At 58.6% G+C, this 16,990-nt stretch carries 14 protein-coding genes; 4 read left to right on the top strand and 10 right to left on the bottom strand.

What is annotated here, in order from left to right; translation table 11 throughout:
• Nucleotides 1-88 precede the first annotated feature (88 nt).
• From B3N48_RS14395 to gcvA, 9 genes are all read right to left on the bottom strand, one after another.
• Entirely contained in the window at nt 89-1,903 is a 1,815-nt protein-coding gene (locus B3N48_RS14395; protein ID WP_296184761.1) for an FAD/NAD(P)-binding protein, read from the bottom strand.
• A complete protein-coding gene (gene sbnB, locus B3N48_RS14400; RefSeq protein ID WP_296184762.1) occupies nt 1,894-2,901 on the bottom strand; it encodes a 2,3-diaminopropionate biosynthesis protein SbnB in 1,008 nt (335 codons plus the stop codon). Before sbnB ends, B3N48_RS14395 begins: the two co-directional genes overlap by 10 nt.
• Nucleotides 2,894-3,913, bottom strand: coding sequence for a 2,3-diaminopropionate biosynthesis protein SbnA (sbnA, locus tag B3N48_RS14405; protein ID WP_296184764.1), 1,020 nt, complete (start codon nt 3,911-3,913; stop codon nt 2,894-2,896). The genes sbnB and sbnA overlap by 8 nt, the downstream gene beginning before the upstream one ends.
• On the bottom strand, nt 3,910-5,268 hold the full coding sequence (locus B3N48_RS14410) for a SidA/IucD/PvdA family monooxygenase (protein ID WP_296184767.1): 1,359 nt from the start codon (nt 5,266-5,268) through the stop codon (nt 3,910-3,912). The genes sbnA and B3N48_RS14410 overlap by 4 nt, the downstream gene beginning before the upstream one ends.
• Nucleotides 5,269-5,320: 52 nt before the next feature.
• Nucleotides 5,321-6,268, bottom strand: a complete 948-nt coding sequence (locus B3N48_RS14415) for an ABC transporter substrate-binding protein (protein ID WP_296184769.1) — start codon at nt 6,266-6,268, stop codon at nt 5,321-5,323.
• Entirely contained in the window at nt 6,265-7,380 is a 1,116-nt protein-coding gene (locus B3N48_RS14420; RefSeq protein WP_296184771.1) for an NAD(P)/FAD-dependent oxidoreductase, read from the bottom strand. Before B3N48_RS14420 ends, B3N48_RS14415 begins: the two co-directional genes overlap by 4 nt.
• A 13-nt stretch (nt 7,381-7,393) precedes the next feature.
• Entirely contained in the window at nt 7,394-8,902 is a 1,509-nt protein-coding gene (locus B3N48_RS14425) for a methionine--tRNA ligase (RefSeq protein ID WP_296184773.1), read from the bottom strand.
• The gene (locus tag B3N48_RS14430) at nt 8,902-9,345 is read right to left on the bottom strand and encodes a cupin domain-containing protein (protein WP_296184776.1); all 444 of its coding nucleotides are present in this window, start codon (nt 9,343-9,345) and stop codon (nt 8,902-8,904) included. Before B3N48_RS14430 ends, B3N48_RS14425 begins: the two co-directional genes overlap by 1 nt.
• Nucleotides 9,346-9,787: 442 nt before the next feature.
• Entirely contained in the window at nt 9,788-10,696 is a 909-nt protein-coding gene (gcvA, locus tag B3N48_RS14435) for a transcriptional regulator GcvA (RefSeq protein ID WP_296184778.1), read from the bottom strand.
• A gap of 153 nt (nt 10,697-10,849) precedes the next feature.
• Between gcvA and B3N48_RS14440 the strand changes: the two genes are divergently transcribed.
• The 4 genes from B3N48_RS14440 (at nt 10,850) to B3N48_RS14455 (ending at nt 15,068) form a co-directional block, all read left to right on the top strand.
• The gene (locus tag B3N48_RS14440; RefSeq protein ID WP_296184780.1) at nt 10,850-11,773 is read left to right on the top strand and encodes a DMT family transporter; all 924 of its coding nucleotides are present in this window, start codon (nt 10,850-10,852) and stop codon (nt 11,771-11,773) included.
• Nucleotides 11,774-11,972: 199 nt separating this feature from the next.
• Nucleotides 11,973-12,902, top strand: coding sequence for a LysR substrate-binding domain-containing protein (locus tag B3N48_RS14445; RefSeq protein WP_296184782.1), 930 nt, complete (start codon nt 11,973-11,975; stop codon nt 12,900-12,902).
• Nucleotides 12,903-13,191: 289 nt separating this feature from the next.
• Nucleotides 13,192-14,523: a virulence factor family protein gene (locus B3N48_RS14450; RefSeq protein ID WP_296184784.1), complete on the top strand. Its 1,332-nt coding sequence runs from the start codon at nt 13,192-13,194 to the stop codon at nt 14,521-14,523.
• Nucleotides 14,524-14,663: 140 nt separating this feature from the next.
• Nucleotides 14,664-15,068 carry a hypothetical protein gene (locus tag B3N48_RS14455; RefSeq protein WP_296184785.1) on the top strand — a complete coding sequence of 135 codons (405 nt, stop codon included), beginning with the start codon at nt 14,664-14,666 and terminating at the stop codon, nt 15,066-15,068.
• Between the two features lie 62 nt (nt 15,069-15,130).
• Here B3N48_RS14455 and glmS read toward each other — a convergent pair whose 3' ends face one another.
• Nucleotides 15,131-16,981 carry a glutamine--fructose-6-phosphate transaminase (isomerizing) gene (glmS, locus tag B3N48_RS14460; RefSeq protein WP_296184786.1) on the bottom strand — a complete coding sequence of 617 codons (1,851 nt, stop codon included), beginning with the start codon at nt 16,979-16,981 and terminating at the stop codon, nt 15,131-15,133.
• Nucleotides 16,982-16,990: the final 9 nt, after the last annotated feature.

The following is a 16,990-nucleotide window of genomic DNA, read 5'->3' on the forward strand; positions in this document are numbered from 1 at the left end:
ATCTTGAAGGTCGGCAACTGCCAGCGTTGACATCGACTCGTGACCACATGCGGGCCAGATGTGTGTGCCTATGTGGGTATATACGACATTACGCAGTAACACTCAGCCCTATCATTTCCCGCGCGATGCGATCTGCATCTACAAAGGCCCGTGAATAACTGCCGGATGACGGCACGTAATGGTTGTAATACGTGGCGCCTTCAACGATAGGGCCTGTTATCCACAGATTGGGCTGAGCTTTACCCTGACTATCCACCTGAACGCCCCCTCCGAATTTATCCAAACTGTGGATAATTCCACTGTCGCGCAGCTGGCGAATAATCACCGGGGGGGTGGTGCTTCGACTGTTGCTGCCGTAAGCGCGCACCCAAATGCCGAACGTGAGCCGTTCGCCTTCAGGGAGATTGACAGAGACGGCGCCAGTTCTGACGTCGTGAATCACGTTGGCCCCGTTTAACCATCGAACGATGCCTGCCTCTGCGAGCGCGAGGAGTTCGTAATGACGCTCTTTCTGCGGGCCAGCGACCAAGCGATTGACTAGCGGCGCGTAGTGGTCAAAGAAGACTGAGTGGGAGCTAGGGGTCAATCCTCCGTTATCCACAACCCGCCGAAGTTGCTCACGGCAGCTTCTCCAGACCTCAAAAGCCGCTTTTATGGGGCTGTTATCCAGCCCGAGCGCACTCTCCCGTAGATCTTCCTGGATGAATGCTTTCACCCACAGCTCATAATTATCCACAGATGGTTTTAGGCTGCAGGGCTTGTACGCACGCTCGTCCAACAACGGTACCCGGAAACGCTCAGCGAGATCGCGATGTTTGGTTTCTATCTCGCCCCGCAAAAACGCGCTCACGACTTCTGATTGAATGCGCAGGGCCGAGTCGCCCCTGAGCATCGCGACCGTTGCGAAGTATTGCGTCAGCATCTCCGCTTTGATCAGCGGCAGCACGTGTGTTTCGAAATCCAGGCCACCGGGGTGCCGGGCACGAAGATCAGCCACCGCTGACAGCGTGAAAATCAGCGCCGGCGCATTCGCTCGATGAGGGGTGATATCAGGCCGCGTGCAGTACGGCAGGCCACTGCGGGCATACATGAACACCTGCGGCTCCTGCCCGGAGGGCTGATAGCGCAGGCCTTCAGGCCCATCCACAAAACGCCCGCCTCTGCCGACGGTTAATCCGGCCACTGCGTCCATGGCGGACAAACCAAGGCCTTCAACGCCTACGGTGTCATAAGGTGAAATTGCCTGAAGCGAATAAGGCTGTGGATAAACATCCAAACGCCTGGTTCGTCTGTTCGCCGAGCTAGAGATCGTTGGGTGTTCCGCATGGCCGATGGTGATCAAAAGCCAGTCCACCGTATGGATTTCCATACCTGTGGACAGTTCGAATCGCCCTAAATCGGTATGTTCGATGTTATCCACAGTTCGGGCGTGATGAATTACCTGAACCTGCTGTGGCAACGTCCGAATCACCTCGTCATAGGTCCAGGCAAGGTATTCCCCTAGCCAAGCCCTGGGCAGGAATTCATTGGGTTTCACAGCACGTTCCGCGGATTTGAATCGCAGGCACCATTCGTAAAAATTCGGCCCTTGCCGACCGGCCAATCCGCCCAAGGCTGAGTGATCGGGAAACATGGAGATCTGCGACGCCACGGTGTTGAGCATCAGATACGAAGGCTGGTCCATCGAATGGAGGCCCGGCCCGGGTCGACGAGGCTCGAACACATTGATTTCGATGCGAGACTCAGCCTCGCCCGCTAACGCACAGAGGCGTTCCAGGACCGTGAGCCCCCGAGAGCCACAGCCTACGATGCCGATTTTGATAGCCGGTTTTTGTCCATGCTTATCCACCGCAGGCGTTTCAGAGGACGATCCGTCGAAGCGAAGCAGCGGGCTCAGTTCCATCGCAGGGTTTCTCCGAAGAATGAATCAATGGCCACGGCTCGGGACTCCGCCAGCGCGGTGTCGACGACATACTTACTCAGCGCCAGGTCCAGCACACCCAAACCAAAGGGCGAGAAGATCGAAGGCTTGTTCGGGTCAAGCTGGACTTCGCCGCGGATCAATCCGGCCAGGGTGCCGTTCATGAATGCGCGGCTGCCGGTCAGCTGTTCTGCCAGATGCGGCGAAGTGTTGGCCTTCATGCAATGCTCGACGTCGTCGCAAAGGTTGTTGGCCGCCAGCAGCAATTGCGGGGCGATGTCTCGCAGAGAAATGTTCAGCACTACCTGGCCCGCGCGAAATGTCACGGGCGGCGCCACATAGGGTTCGCCAGCTGTAGTGGCGAATATCACCAGGTCCGCCGCCAATGCATCCTTCAGTGAGCCGGTCCGGGCTGTGCATAAGTCGGCGTTCTCGACGAATCCTTTCAAGGCCAGCGCCGACGCGTCGTCGAAGTCATGCACGATGGCCTGCGCAATCTCCCAGCCTTCCACGGCGAGCATGCGCGCGATGTTGCGCGCAATGACCCCTGCTCCGATGAATCCCACCGAGCCCGCCTTACGCGACTGACCGTTGAGCCAGTAAGCGCCTGACACTGCCGACGCCGCCGTTCTGACCGCACTGATCTGTGCGCCTTCAAGACAAGCGTAGGGATAGCCGGTTTCGCGATCGTTGAGGATCACCACCGCCGAAGCGCGAGGTTTCTGCTGCGCGACGTTGCCGGGGAAGCTGGAAATCCATTTGATCCCGGCGACAGGGTCTTCGCCTTCCAGCGACGCCGGAAGGGCAATGATGCGATTGGCCGGCTGCTGTGGAAACCGCAGGAAGTAGCTGTCCGGATTGAGGGTCTGGCCGTCGTGATGTTGCAGGTACACCTGCTCGATCCGCGCGACCATGTTGTGCGCCTGGCGTTCGAGAATGTCCTTGATCACGGCGCCCGGGATGACATGAAATTCAGACATTCAACGCTTCCCCTTCGAAGGTGTGGACGTAGGTGTTCAGGTAGCGGCTGATGGGCTGCGACGACAGGGCAGCCAGCTCGGCGCGCCCGAATTTCTGCATGACCCACTCGTCGTTGTAGATCGTTTCAAGGTAACGCTCGCCCGCGTCGGGTGAGATCGCCACTACCACCGCATCTTTCGGAATACCCAGTGAAGGCGCGGCCAGGCCTGCGACCACTGTGCCCGTCGAGCCCCCTGCCAGCACGCCATTGGACTTGGCCAGCCACCGGCACATGGCAACCGTGGCGCGCTCGTCGACGACTTGCTGTTTGTGCAGGTGATTGGCGCGGAAGATCGGCGGCATCTGGCTCGAACCCAGGCCGGGGATGAAGCGGTTGCCTGGCGCCTGGCCAAAAGTGACCGAACCTGCGCTGTCCACGGCGATGATCTTGGTGCGCGGCGAATGCTTGCGGAAATACTGCACACAGCCCATCAGTGTTCCCGTGGTGCCCGCTCCAACCACCAGATAATCCAGCGCCGGAAAGGCAATGTGAATCGAGCGTGCTGTGGTGTGCTCGTGGGTGCGGGCGTTGGCCGGATTGCTGTATTGGTTGAGCCAGAGGTGGCGCGGATCACGAGCGACCGTGTCGCGGATGTAACGGATGCGGGTGCCGAGGTAGCCGTCGTTGTCGTCGCGTTCGGTGACGATGACGATCTGCGCGCCAAAGGCTTCCATCATTTTGATGTTGTGCAGGTTGGTGTTGGGATCGACCACGCAGCAGAACCTGTAACCGCGCTCTGCGCAAATCATTGCCAAAGCCACCCCCAGATTGCCCGATGACGACTCGATCAACACCGTGTCCTTGTGGATAAGTCGACGCTCGGCGTAGGAGTCGATCAGGCCAATGGCGGTTTTCATTTTGATCGAACCCGCTGGATTGCAGGACTCGAGCTTGAGGTGCAGGTTCTCGAACCCCAAACCTTTGAGGCGGACGAAATTCGAATCCCCCACGATATGCGAGATGAAGTTCATGGCCGTGCCTCGGCCCGAGCGGCCATCGAGCGCTTAGGATGCGCCACCACCGGCGCCAACTGTCGAGGCTGTGTGGCGAGCAAGGCGTCGGTCAGTTGCTGAGCGCGCAAGGCGACCATGGAAAACGACTGCGCGTCGCTGATGCCGTGCGTTTTCTCCGAGGTGCCGTTGGCGAGAATCTGCATGCCCTCACTGTGCTGCAGCCCAACCCGGTAATGCCGATCCACGGCCAGGCTGCCGTCCTCCTCCCGCAACAACCAGGGTTGCAACAGGGTCAGTAATGGCGGCACGGCCAACTGCTCATAGCCCGTACCGAGGACGATGCCATCGACGTAGAGCGTGGTCTCAAGTCCGGTATTGCTGTCACGCAGCACGACGGAATACGCGTCGCCGACCTTTTCCACTGAGACGACGCTGGACCACGTGTGCAGATTCAAGCGCTGATGACCGCTGACTTCGCCTTCGTACATGAAGGAGTACAACGCCTGACTTTCATCGGCGTCGATGCCCGCGTAGTTGGTCGAACGAATCTCGTCGAACACTTTGCTACGGCGAGCGGGCGTTAACTGATGGAAGTAATCGACCTGGTCCGGCAAGAACGCCATGTTAGGAAACTGTCCCAACTGACCGACCCGGAAACCCATGCCCCTGTGCACCGAATGGACCTGCGTGGTCGGCGCGGCACCGAGCAAATGCGCCACCGCTTCCCCTGCACTTTGGCCCGACCCCAACACCAGCCAGCGCTGGGCAATCGGTCCGCCGCCGAGATGAATGTTCTTCAGGTATTGCGAGGTGTGAAACACGCGCCCGCCAAGATGAGGGCTGAACGCTTCCGGAATGTTGGGCAGGCTGCCGTGGGAAAGCACCAGTCGTTGGGTGCGATAGGTCCCTTGTGCGGTGACCACATCGACAGCGCGCAGGATGCCTTTTTCCGCAACCGGCAGAATATCCAGCACGCCCTCTTCGTAGGACACATAGTCTTTGAGCTGCGCGGCAACCCAGCCGATGTAGTCAGACCATTCCACACGGCTCGCAGGCCGCCCCAACAGGCCGAACTTGTACAGCCGCCCTTTTTCCTTGAGGTACATGGCGAAGGAAAAGCGGCTGCGAGGGTTGCGCGGCGTCACCAGATCGCGAAATACGTGGTGGTTGATGTCAGTGCCCGCCAGCAAAAAGGCGCCGTGCCAGGTCGAATCGCGGCCTTTCTCGAAAAAGCGCACGCGCTGAAACGGCCTTTTGCCGTTGTCTTCCGCTTCATCCTCAAGCGCACAGGCCAGTGCGATACCGGCGGGACCGAAGCCAACCGACACGACGTCCAGCTCTTGTCGCGTACCCTCGATTTCAAACTGATTCATGGTGGTTCTTCCTGAAAGGTTCAAAGACGTGGCGAGCCGAAAGCGGCCCGATTCAACACAACAGTCGTCGTTCGTGGAGGCGCTGGTCGGCGTAGACCCAAAGCGCAACCCGGGCGTGATCGTTTTCCCCATCGCTGAAACGGATGGGGCCTGCAGGTGTGGAAAACTCATCGACACGCAGCGCATCCAGCAAGCTGCGACGTTGGCGGGCGGCAAGGTCGACCAGTGAAAACGCGGCGAGTGTCTCGATGGCATAAACCGGCGCCGACTCGCCATAAATGCGCTGATAGGCGAGATCGGCCGACAAGGCTTCAGGCAGGTCGCTGGCAACAGGAAAGCTGACCACGTACACAGTGCCGGTCTGCGACAACCCACTGACCAATGCGGGTGAGGCCGCGTCGTCAGTGAAGAACAGCGGTAATCCACAGCCGGACAGGCGGTTTTCCACAAGGAACTGGCGACTGGCTTTCAGCCGCCCACAAAACACCACGGCATCTGCTTCAGCCATGTTTCGCACCACGCGCACTGTGGATAACATCGCGGCGTCGTAGAGTTCCTGCATCTGGCGCTGACCATGAAGGCTGGGATCGGCGAACAACGCCAGCGTGCAGAGTCCCTGATTCGCCGCGAAGTCCAGCAGTCGCTTGGCCAACAAGCGGTCCGAAGCACAGACCCTGAACGTAGTGCTGCCGTCCAGGGTCAGCGCCGCGGCGGTCGAGGCCGGGAGGATAAGGGGGATGCCGGCCTGTGCATAAGTTTCCACGACCGCCGCGGCGGATTCAGACGCGAAATGGCCGATAACCGCATCTACCCCCGCGTCGATGAAATGCCTGGCCGCCGCACGCCCGCCGTCCGCTGACGCGCCATCGTCCGCATAGAGATGCCGCGCTCGCCGAACATGGCTGAACAAATGGCTGGACAGGTAAACCCCGCGCAGAAAGCTACGGGCGTGCAAGGTGGCGCCGACGTCCAGCGCCGCGCAGATGCCCAGGCGCATCATGACAACGCCACCTCGGTGAACCGGCCAGGGCAGAAGGCTTTCATGATCGAGCGATGGTCAGCGTCCATGGCGACCCCCGCCGTCAACCCACACAGTTCGAACGCCAGAAGCTCGGCCACGCTCGGCGCCATCTTGAAGCCTATTCCGCAGAATCCAGTGGCCAGATAGAGATGGCTGTTCGCATGGGCGCGACCGATCAGCGGCCGGCCGTCATCGGTGTACGCGTCCCAAGCGACTTGCGTCACCACCGGACGACTGTGTTGCGGGTCGAAACCCAGCTTCGCCACCTGCGTCATCACGTCCTGTTCATTGTCCATGACGGACAGATTCAACTGGCTCGCATGCTGCGCGCGATGACGGCGCTGCCCGCCCACTTGCATCAACGTGCGTCCCAAGGGCAGTAAATAGGTATTCAAATGATGCGCGATGACCGGCATGCTCGGGGCTTCGTCGCAGCTCACTCGGGTGAAGGGAATGGTGCGCGCATGCACCGCGCCCGGCGGCCTCGGCAGCGGGCCATCAGCACCGCAGGCGTCGACGACCCACGTAGCCTCAAGGCACAGCTTGCCCGCATGCACCTCAACGAAACCGTCGCATTCGACACAGCGATCCACCGCCAGATGATCGAGAAACGTTGCTTTCTCACTGATGTAACGGCACAGACTCGACACTGCTGACAAGGCGTCCACCCTGCCGCCATCGCGTTCGATGAGCAGGCATTCGTCAGTGCAAAAGGGGACGAATCGGCCGTTATCCAGTGCGTTCACCGACGCATGCAGTTCGACGTTCTGCGTGCCCATGGCGTCCAGATACCGGCCACAGATCTCAGCGCTGGCGATGTAGGCCACTCCGGTGCGTTTCAACGCCTGCTCGAACAAGGCGTGCACGATTCCGGTCGAGCCATGGTGCGCGTCGCGTCGGGTCAGTGGGCGTAATGCCGGATCCAGCTCAAGGGCACGAACGATGCCGCCCGTATCACGCGTCGCCCCTTGTCCGCCGCCGATGCCCTTTTCCATCAGCGCAACGTCGAGGCCACTTTCCACCAGCGCGGCGGCAATCGACGCACCCATCACTCCTGCGCCGACCACGATCACATCGAATGACGTCTTCATCAGCGTCTCCTGATCAGATCTCGTACTCAACGGCGCTGACGTACACCAGTTGCTGGAACACTTCGTTCTCGGTGAAACGGCAGTAGCGCAGGATCTGTTTGGCGAGGTCGGGGAAAACCGGCGCGCCAATGGCGCCGATCAGCGCCATGTACGGCAAGATGCGTTTGCCCAGGAGTTGTCGATCACGGGCCGCATTAATCACGTCGCTGAGCAACACAGCGAGGCCTTTCATGCTGAAGTGATCCACCGAGGTCACTTCAAACCAGCGCGCGACCAGCAGTTTGATGGCTGCGGCATCGGCTGACGCGACTTTCAAGCTATCGCCATCGACCCGTTCCCGCTCGGCCTGCGCCGCCAGCTTGGCCAGCACCTCGTTGAAAGTTTGCTCGCGCCAGGCGGCAAATTTTTCGACGTCGAAGTCGTCGGTGTCCTGTTCCGGTGCGATCAATGCCAGATAAAACCGGGCACTGTCGGTGCAGGCTTCGGCCACCAGGTCCCGCGCCCAGATGGCGTAGTTACGACTGGTCGAAAGGTTTTTGCCATTCAGCGTCAGGAACTGGTTGGTGTAGAACGTCTGCCGCATCCGGTAACCGTGCATGGTTTGCAGCAGCGCCGGGTAGACCATCATGTGGCTGAACGCACAGTCGTAGCCGAGAAAATGCACCAGCCGACCTTTTCCCGAACGGCAGTACTCGTCGTACTCCCAAGGGGCGTGCTTGTGTTCGTTGAGGTATTCGCGAAATGCGCCCAGATAACCCGACAGGCCCATCACCCAGGTGTGGATACGGCGGCTGCCGTCGGGCTTGAGGTCCAAGCCCCCGTCGTGAGGACGAGTGATGCCCCAATCCACCGGACCGAGCTCGAATTCTTCGTTGAGGAAGCGACGAATGAAGGGACGCAACGGCGCGTGTTCGAAGGTGTTCTTGAGGTGGCTGCGGAAGTTGGACAATGCCAGGAACTCACGCTCCACAGGCCGCCAGATCATGGGCGACGAGCAGAGTTTGCAGCGAAATGCGGTCATCTTCGACGCATTGGGGGTGTGAGCGCACTCTTCGCACTGGCTGGCGTCGGAGTCGGAACCGCAGTGATCGCAATTGCCTCGCCCGAACGCTTCATAGCCCCACTTGTCGCACTGTTCGCAGTAGGGCTCCTGGCTGACTTTCTTGTAAATGGCCCCGGCCTTCACCGCGGATTCGTAGGTCTCTTCCACGGCTTTCTTGAAGTAGTTGTTGCGGTACGGGCGCATCCAGAAATCGACTTCGATGCCCATTTTTTTCAGGGTGTCGTTGATCTTGTCGGTGTTTTCCAGCGCCAATTCCTGGGGTGCCCGATCCAGTTCGATGCCACGACGAAGCATGTAGGACTGATAGTCGTCGGAATAGGAAACCAGCGTGCAATCGTGACCGCGCTGGCGTTGCGCGCGGGTGTAGATGTCAGCTGCCAGAAACGGACCGGCCATATGACCGATGTGCAGGTCGCCATTGGGGGTTGGTGGGGTGATCGTCACCAGGAGCTTGCCCATTACGAAGCCCTCTGATCGGACACGTCATGAATCGTCGCCTTCTGCAGCGCGAACTCGTTCAGCGCGACGGCTTGTTGGGCATCTTCGTCAAGAAAGCGATTGGCCGAATCACGGTCCCACCAGACCACGTAAAAGTGGAAATCTTCGTCGGTGTCATTGAGGACGTAATGGTCGGTGTGTTTCGGAATGGCAGCGATATCGCCCATGGTGAAGGGGTACGTCTGGTCGCCAACGACTAACTTGGCAGTGCCCTTGATGCCAATGAAAAACTCTTGATCGATCTGAGTGTGGGACAGGGATTGGGTGCCGGGACGAACAACACACCAACCGCCGCCAATCGGGGTCGGGTAACCATTCCACGGCAACAGCCGCGACCCATCCAGATCATATTCATGAACCAGTTTGTCCCACGCCATGGGACGGAATATTTGAAAATCTGTCATGAAGTGTCTCCTTCAACCCGGAGCATCCTTGCTCGTTGTTTTGCCGGCCCAGGTCTGTGTCTGAAAAGGCCGTTGAGTTGAGGAATAAGCTGAAGAAAATCGAGCACTGGAGCAAACAAGAAATACGCAATCAGCGGTTAAGTTTGACTTAACTCAACTTTGCTTAATCATGAGATTTATCAAGTGTTTACCGGACTATTGGGCAAAGAGTATTTGAATCATGAACGCTAAAGCAGGACTTAACTGTCGGCCTAAATAACAAGCAAAAAAAGACAGAAGAACGCTAAGGAAACATTCGTTGCGCCAGGCAAATTGCGTCGGCAGGGTTTACGACTGCTGCGCAGCCGATCGCAGGCAAGCCCGCTCCTACGCTTGCGGCCGAGGCGCAAATGCGGCGTATTCGAAGCGTTCGAATCTGGGCGCCCTCTGCAGCAGCTACGCGTCAACGCGTTGTGAATTCCCGCTGGCTGGCAATGGCTTGAGACACCAGCCAGTCCCGAAACTGGCGGCTCGATTTCGGGAGAATGGCGGTTTCGTCGTAAACCAGGTAATACGCGATAGGCGTGTCGATGGTCGCGCGAAATGGCACCACAAGCCGACCCGCCGCCAGCTCTTCGCGCACCAGAGAGCGACGTACCAACGCAATGCCCATTCCGGCAAGGGCCGCCTCGATGACCCCGTTGGAATCCACGAACACCGAGCCCTTGTGCACTGCTGCCTCAGCGTCCTCGATGCCCACTGCCCGGAGCCACAACGCCCAGTCTTCGCGGTGTTCGTCGTGCAAGAGGGTGTAATTTTTGAGGTCGATGGGCGACGACAAAAAACGTGATTCAGGCAGCAGACTGGGCGCGCACACGGGCTGCAAACGGTCGTTGATCAGCATCTCGACTTCCAGACCTGGATAACGGCCAAGGCCATGGCGCACGGCAAAATCCACGCCGTCGCCTAACAGGTCGACGAGCCGGTTGGTGGTACTGATCAACACTTCAATGCCAGGGCAGATCGCTTGAAAATCCGGCAAACGCGGTAGCAACCATTGCATCGCAAAGCCACTGGTACAACTGACGGTGATGGTGTTGGGGCCGTTGTCGCTCATCAGCCGCTGAGTCGCGTCAGAGATCTGACCCAATGCCGGACGGATGGCGCGCAGGTAAATCTTGCCTTCGGGCGTCAATTCCAGCCGCTTGGCGTTGCGGATAAACAGCGTCACGCCCACCGCTTTTTCAAGTTTGGCGATCTGCTGGCTGATCGCCGCAGGAGTGACGAAGAGCTCGCCCGCCGCGCTCTTCATGCTGGCGTGACGCCCCGTTGCTTCAAAGCAGAGCAAGGCGTACAGAGGCGGGAATTTCATGCCATTCCTTAGTTAAGAAAATCTAATGCACGTTAGAAAAGCTCGCTTGAGCATGGCTTGGGACACTGCTCAAATCATCACACCCCGGCTCGACGAGCGTCAATCCACGTTCGCGCCGTCCGTTTCAAGCATTGGATTTGGGAAGGAAGTGCCATGCGTCCATCTGATTATGTTCGACTGCTTCTCCTCGCGGCGTTATGGGGAGCAAGCTTTCTGTTCATGCGAGTGGCCGCTCCGGTGTTGGGCGCATTGCCCACGGCATTCTTCCGCGTCTTGATTGCTGCCGTCGGGCTATTCGTGATTCTCGCGATGTTTAAAACCCGTCACGACTTTCAAGGCAAACTCGGAGCGACACTGGTGCTGGGCGTCATTAACTCGGGTATCCCGTTTTTGATGTACAGCATGGCGGCGTTGTTACTGCCTGCAGGTTATTCCGCAATTCTCAACGCCACGACGCCGTTAATGGGCGTAGTGATCGGTTCGATGTTTTTCAATGACACGCTGACCCCGAAAAAAGCAGCGGGTGTATTGGTGGGCTTGATGGGGATTACCTTACTGACGACCACCGGCCCCGTGAGCTTCACCAGCACGGTGGTCATGGGTGCGCTGGCCTGTCTCGTTGCGACCAGTTGCTACGGCGCGGCAGGATTTCTCACCCGGCAATGGATCGCAGACAAGGGCGGCCTCGACGCCAAGCTTGTCGCCTTCGGTAGTCAAATCGGCGCCACGCTGTTTCTTGCGCCGTTCTTCGGTATCTCGGCCACCGTCAACCCGCCCGCCAGTTGGGGGGACTCGACCGTCTGGTTGGCGCTGCTCGCGGTAGGCTTCGTGTGCACTGCCTGCGCTTACATTCTGTATTTCCGCCTGATCGCTGACATCGGCCCGGTCCGCTCACTGACGGTCACCTTTCTAATCCCGCCGTTTGGCGTGCTGTGGGGCGTTATGTTCCTGGACGAGCACCTGTCCGCAGGCCACTTGTATGGCGGCGGGCTCATCTGCCTGGCGGTGTGGTTTGTGCTCAGCAAGAGCAAGCCCAGAGCCGCCCGCAAGGCCAATGACAGCCCTGCCACCACCTGATTCAACACTTATCCACAGCTGAACCTGTAACGAAACGGTCTGGTGGCACTTGCCAGACAGGTCCCATTGCGTCCGGTTTTTGCCACGTGCACGGCGGGTCTGGGCATCAAGCACGTTCTGGAACGACTGACATGGCATCACTCCTACACGCATTCACTCCGCAGCCCTCGCGCTACGGCATTCGGTTGGAGTCAACACAATGAGCAGAGCGATCCCCCTGATTGCGCTGCGCACCTTCGTGGAGGTGTGCAAGGTTGGCAGTATGAAACGTGCCGCTGATCACCTGTGTGTGTCCCCCGCCGCGGTCAGCCAGCAGATCAAAGGCCTGGAAGATCAAATTGGAAAGCGCCTGTTTGAGCGCGATGCCAAGGGCATCCAACTCACCACCAGTGGTCGGAGCCTGTTCGATGAGTTGTCCGACACGTTCGACGTCATCGATAAAGCCTGGTCCGGTGCAGCCCTGAGACAGCCTCGCAAGACCCGCTTGGCCATCAGCACCACATCCACCATCGCCAGCGCCTGGTTGATCCCGGCGCTGGGCGATTTCAAAGAGCGCTGTCCGACCATCGAGATTTCGATCCAGATCTGCAATGGCCTCTCCGACCTCAAGCACGGCCATGTGGATATCTCCATCCAGCGCGAAGTAGCCAGCAGCCCCGAGAACCACGCCACCCGTCTATGGTCGTCTTATCTGATTCCAGTGTGCAGCCCGCACCTGCTTGGCAAGCAACGCAACATTGAAAGTCCCCAGGACTGTCTGACTTATCCACTGCTCCAGGATACTGAGCGCAACTACTGGAAGGTGTGGATGAATGCATTTGGTGTCGGCAACCGCAAGATGATCCAGGGGTCGAGTTATGGCGATGAGTCCCTGTTGATAAGTGCGGCTTGCGCGGGACAGGGTATCGCATTGGTCAACAATGTCTTCGCCTCAGAAGCCTTGAAGTCCAAACGCCTGGTGCAGGTGACTAACACGACTTCCGAATTGAAATTCGACTATTTCGTGTATTGCGCCAACGAGCGACGCGAAGAGTGGGCCATCGTTGAGTTCATGAAGTGGGCAGTGCAGCAAGCGGGCAAGACAGCCAAAGGACATGTTCGCGACACCTCCGCGCATCAGGTCGCTTAAGGCGTTTTCGCCACTCTGAATGTGACGAGCTGACAGGGTAGCGCCATTTCGCAGCAGATTCCTTTATCACCCTAAGAGCCACTTTTCGGGTGGCTTTTTTGTACCCACGCTTCGAGAACTCCGCTTCGTCAGCGTTCAGACAGCCGATACGGAATACAGTGAGTGGCGTTCAACTTTTCGAGCGCATCGCGGCGGTTGAGCGACTGATTCGCTACTTACCCCTTCATACACAAACCGTTAGAGGTGTCCTCGCGATACCGGACGCTGAGCGCCTTCCAGAACAATCACAATGCACGCAATCAAAACGCCCTTACTTCCACTCAAACGTAAACACTGCCTGCTGATTGCTCTCGTGATCGTCGCTCTGGCGTCCGCCTGGATTCTTCATTCTCAATCCGTGGTTGAACGAAAAGCCCGCAGGGCCATGCTGCCGCGGGTACTGCCTACGATACAGACCCATGATTTGGGCGGCGCCTCAACGCTGACGCTGTTCGTGCCCAATGTCTCGAAAAAAACCATCGTCATCGCAGTTCCGGTCGACAACGATCTAAGCACCAAGCGCCTGCGTAAACTGAGCTTCGATGCGTCTGCCACTATCGTGAAAATCGAACTTTCGCCGACCGATTGTTTGCAGGCTCTTCGCAACTTCGACGAATCGCTGCGTCGCTTTGCACCCTCGGCAGACATTGTCGTCGGCCTCGATGAAGAGGCCATGTTGGCGCAGCGCTGGTTGTCCCTACAGAAAAACGAACGGGCCGTTGCTGTTTCGTTGACCACCGACAGCATTGGCGAGGCGAGCAAGGAAGTCTGCGCGGATCCGACCACTGTGCTTCCGTCAAAAGGAACATGGCACAACCTGACGTCGAACAAGCTCACCATTTGGGAGAACGGAGTGGCCACGCATGTCACCACCCCGCTAACGCCTAAAGCAGTCATATCAGAAGAACTGGAGACGTATTTGCGGCATGCGATCCTGAATATTCCAGAATTGAACATTCTGAATAAACTTCCGTTGATCGAATTGCCCGCTGCCCATCAGAGCGACACACTGACGTTGTTTTATTCGGGCGATGGCGGCTGGCGGGGGCTGGATAAGCAAGTGTCGGAACATCTGTCGGACGCCGACATCGCCGTGGTCGGTATAGATGCGCTCGAATATTATTGGGACTTCAAAAGTCCGGAACAAAGTGCGGCTGAACTGGCACAACTGATGGATCACTATCGCCAGAAATGGGGGATCAAACATTTCATTATTGCGGGCTATTCATTCGGCGCTGACGTGATTCCCGCACTCTACAACCGCTTACCGACGAAAGACCAAGCCGATATCAAAAGTCTTGTGCTCCTGTCATTTGCGCGCAGTGCAAACTTCGAGATCCGCATCGAAGGCATGATGGGCAAAGACACCGGCAAATACCCAACCGGGCCGGAAATGGCGCGGTTGCCGGCGAATAAAGTGTTCTGCGTGTATGGCTCGGAGGAGGCACGCAAGAGCGGATGCACCGACACCACCGCCGTCGGGAACATATTAGGGATCGCCGGCAACCATCATTTCAATGATGATTACGACACGTTATCTACTCATGTGATTGATTTTATCAAGCGGCCGGTTGAACAGTGATGTCGGTGAATGCTGGCTTTTCAATAAGAAGGGACCGCGCACCCGCGCTCAGATGAACGCATTCGCGCCGCAAGAATCGGAAAGGGTGGAACGAAATTAGGCAGCACCATGAGGCACCCTAATCACGGAGCAACTCGCTCATGCACACCCCTCATGTTGTCACAGCGCCGCACATCCTTTACCTCGGAACACCCGTTGTTCTGGTCAGCACTGTTAACGAAAACGGCACTCCCAACCTCACCGTCGAAGCGCCGCGAGCGCTGGAATGCCCACTCCAGTTTGAAGCCGTTGTCGCGGCCGCTCATGGAATGGGCGAAGACAGCGACGCGTTACGCGGCGTGCTGAGCCTGATCGAGGTTCGCGTCACGCGCGTGCACGTCCACCCCGATCTGCTCATGGAAGGTCACGCCAACAGAATCGACCCGGACAAATGGATGCCGCTGATCATGAGCTTCCAGAAATTCTATGGGCTCAGCGGCCAAGTGCACGCCTCACGCCTTTCCGACATCCAGGAACACGCGTATGAGCCACTGGCAAAGTTGTGATGCTGGTTCCGGTTGAAGCCTGCGTAAACGGCAGGCTGCAGTTTTTTCGAAACCAGACACCGTCACTCCACCGTCACCGATTTCGCGAGGTTACGCGGCTGGTCCACATCCGTGCCCTTCAGCACCGCGACGTAGTACGACAGCAGCTGCAACGGGATGGTGTAAAGAATCGGCGCCAGGGCATCGACGATGTGCGGCATCGAGATGACGTGGGTGCCTTCACCGTTGTTGAGGTCGGCCTGCTCATCGGCGAAGACGATCAGTTCACCACCCCGGGCGCGGACTTCCTGGAGGTTGGATTTCAGTTTTTCCAGCAGTTCGTTGTTCGGCGCGACGGTCACGACCGGCATGTCGCTGTCGACCAGAGCCAGTGGACCGTGTTTCAGTTCGCCGGCTGGATAGGCTTCGGCGTGGATGTAGGAAATCTCTTTGAGTTTCAGAGCCCCTTCCATCGCCACCGGGAATTGAGCACCGCGACCGAGGAACAGAGTGTGGTTCTTTTCGGCGAACAGCTCGGCGACTTTTTCAACAGTGCTGTCCATGGCCAGCGCTTCGCCTAGGCGGGTCGGCAGACGACGCAGTTCTTCTACCAACTCGGCTTCAACGCCTGCCCCCAGCGTGCCCTTGACTTGGCCCAGTGACAGGGTCAGCAGCATCAACGCGACCAGTTGCGTGGTGAACGCCTTGGTCGAGGCGACGCCGATTTCCGGGCCAGCTTGGGTCAGAAGGGTCAGGTCGGATTCGCGCACCAGTGAGCTGATGCTGACGTTGCAAATGGCGAGACTGGCAAGGAAGCCCCCCTCTTGGGGAGACAGCAGCTTGGCGTTGCGCAGCGCGGCCAGCGTGTCGGCGGTTTCACCGGATTGCGAGATCGAAACGAACAGCGTATCCGGCTGAACAACGACCTTGCGGTAGCGGAATTCGCTGGCGACTTCGACCTGGCACGGAATGCCTGCCAGACCTTCCAGCCAGTAACGGGCCACCATACCGGCGTGGTAGCTGGTGCCGCAGGCGACAATCTGTACGTTACGCACTTTCGCGAACAGTTCGGCGGCCTGAGGCCCGAAGGCCTGGACCAGCACTTGGCCTTGGCCCAGACGGTTTTCCAAAGTGCGCTGCACGACTTTTGGTTGTTCGTGAATTTCCTTGAGCATGAAGTGGCGGAACTCGCCTTTGTCGGCGGCTTCAGCGCCTTCGCGATATTGCACAACCTCGCGCTCGACCGACTGGCCGTCTGCGCTCCAAATCTGCACGCTGTCACGGCGGATTTCAGCGATGTCGCCTTCTTCCAGATACATGAAGCGGTCGGTGACTTGGCGCAGCGCGAGTTGATCCGACGCCAGGAAGTTTTCACCCAGACCCAGACCCACCACCAGCGGGCTGCCGCTGCGCGCGGCGATCAGACGATCCGGCTGCTTGGCACTGATCACGGCCAGGCCGTACGCGCCGTGCAATTCCTTGACCGTGGCTTTCAAGGCAGCAGCCAGGTCCGGCGTGTCTTGCAGCTTGTGGTGCAGCAAATGGACGATGACTTCGGTGTCGGTGTCCGACGTGAACAAGTAGCCCAGACCTTTCAGGCGATCGCGCAGCGGCTCATGGTTCTCAATGATGCCGTTGTGGACGACCGCCAGTTCGCCACTGGAAAAATGCGGGTGGGCGTTGTGTTCCAGCGGCGCGCCGTGAGTGGCCCAGCGGGTGTGGGCAATGCCCAGGCGGCCGCCCAGAGGCTCACCCGCCAGCGACTGTTCCAATTCATTGACCTTGCCGACACGACGACGGCGCTCGAGCACGCCGGCGTTGCTGAACAGCGCCACACCAGCACTGTCGTAGCCGCGGTATTCAAGGCGCTTGAGGCCTTCGATCAGGATGGCCGTGACATTACGTTCGGCGACGGCGCCAACGATTCCACACATGGTCTTCTC

The sequence above is a fragment of the Pseudomonas sp. UBA1879 genome, assembly GCF_002338065.1.
Lineage (GTDB): Bacteria > Pseudomonadota > Gammaproteobacteria > Pseudomonadales > Pseudomonadaceae > Aquipseudomonas.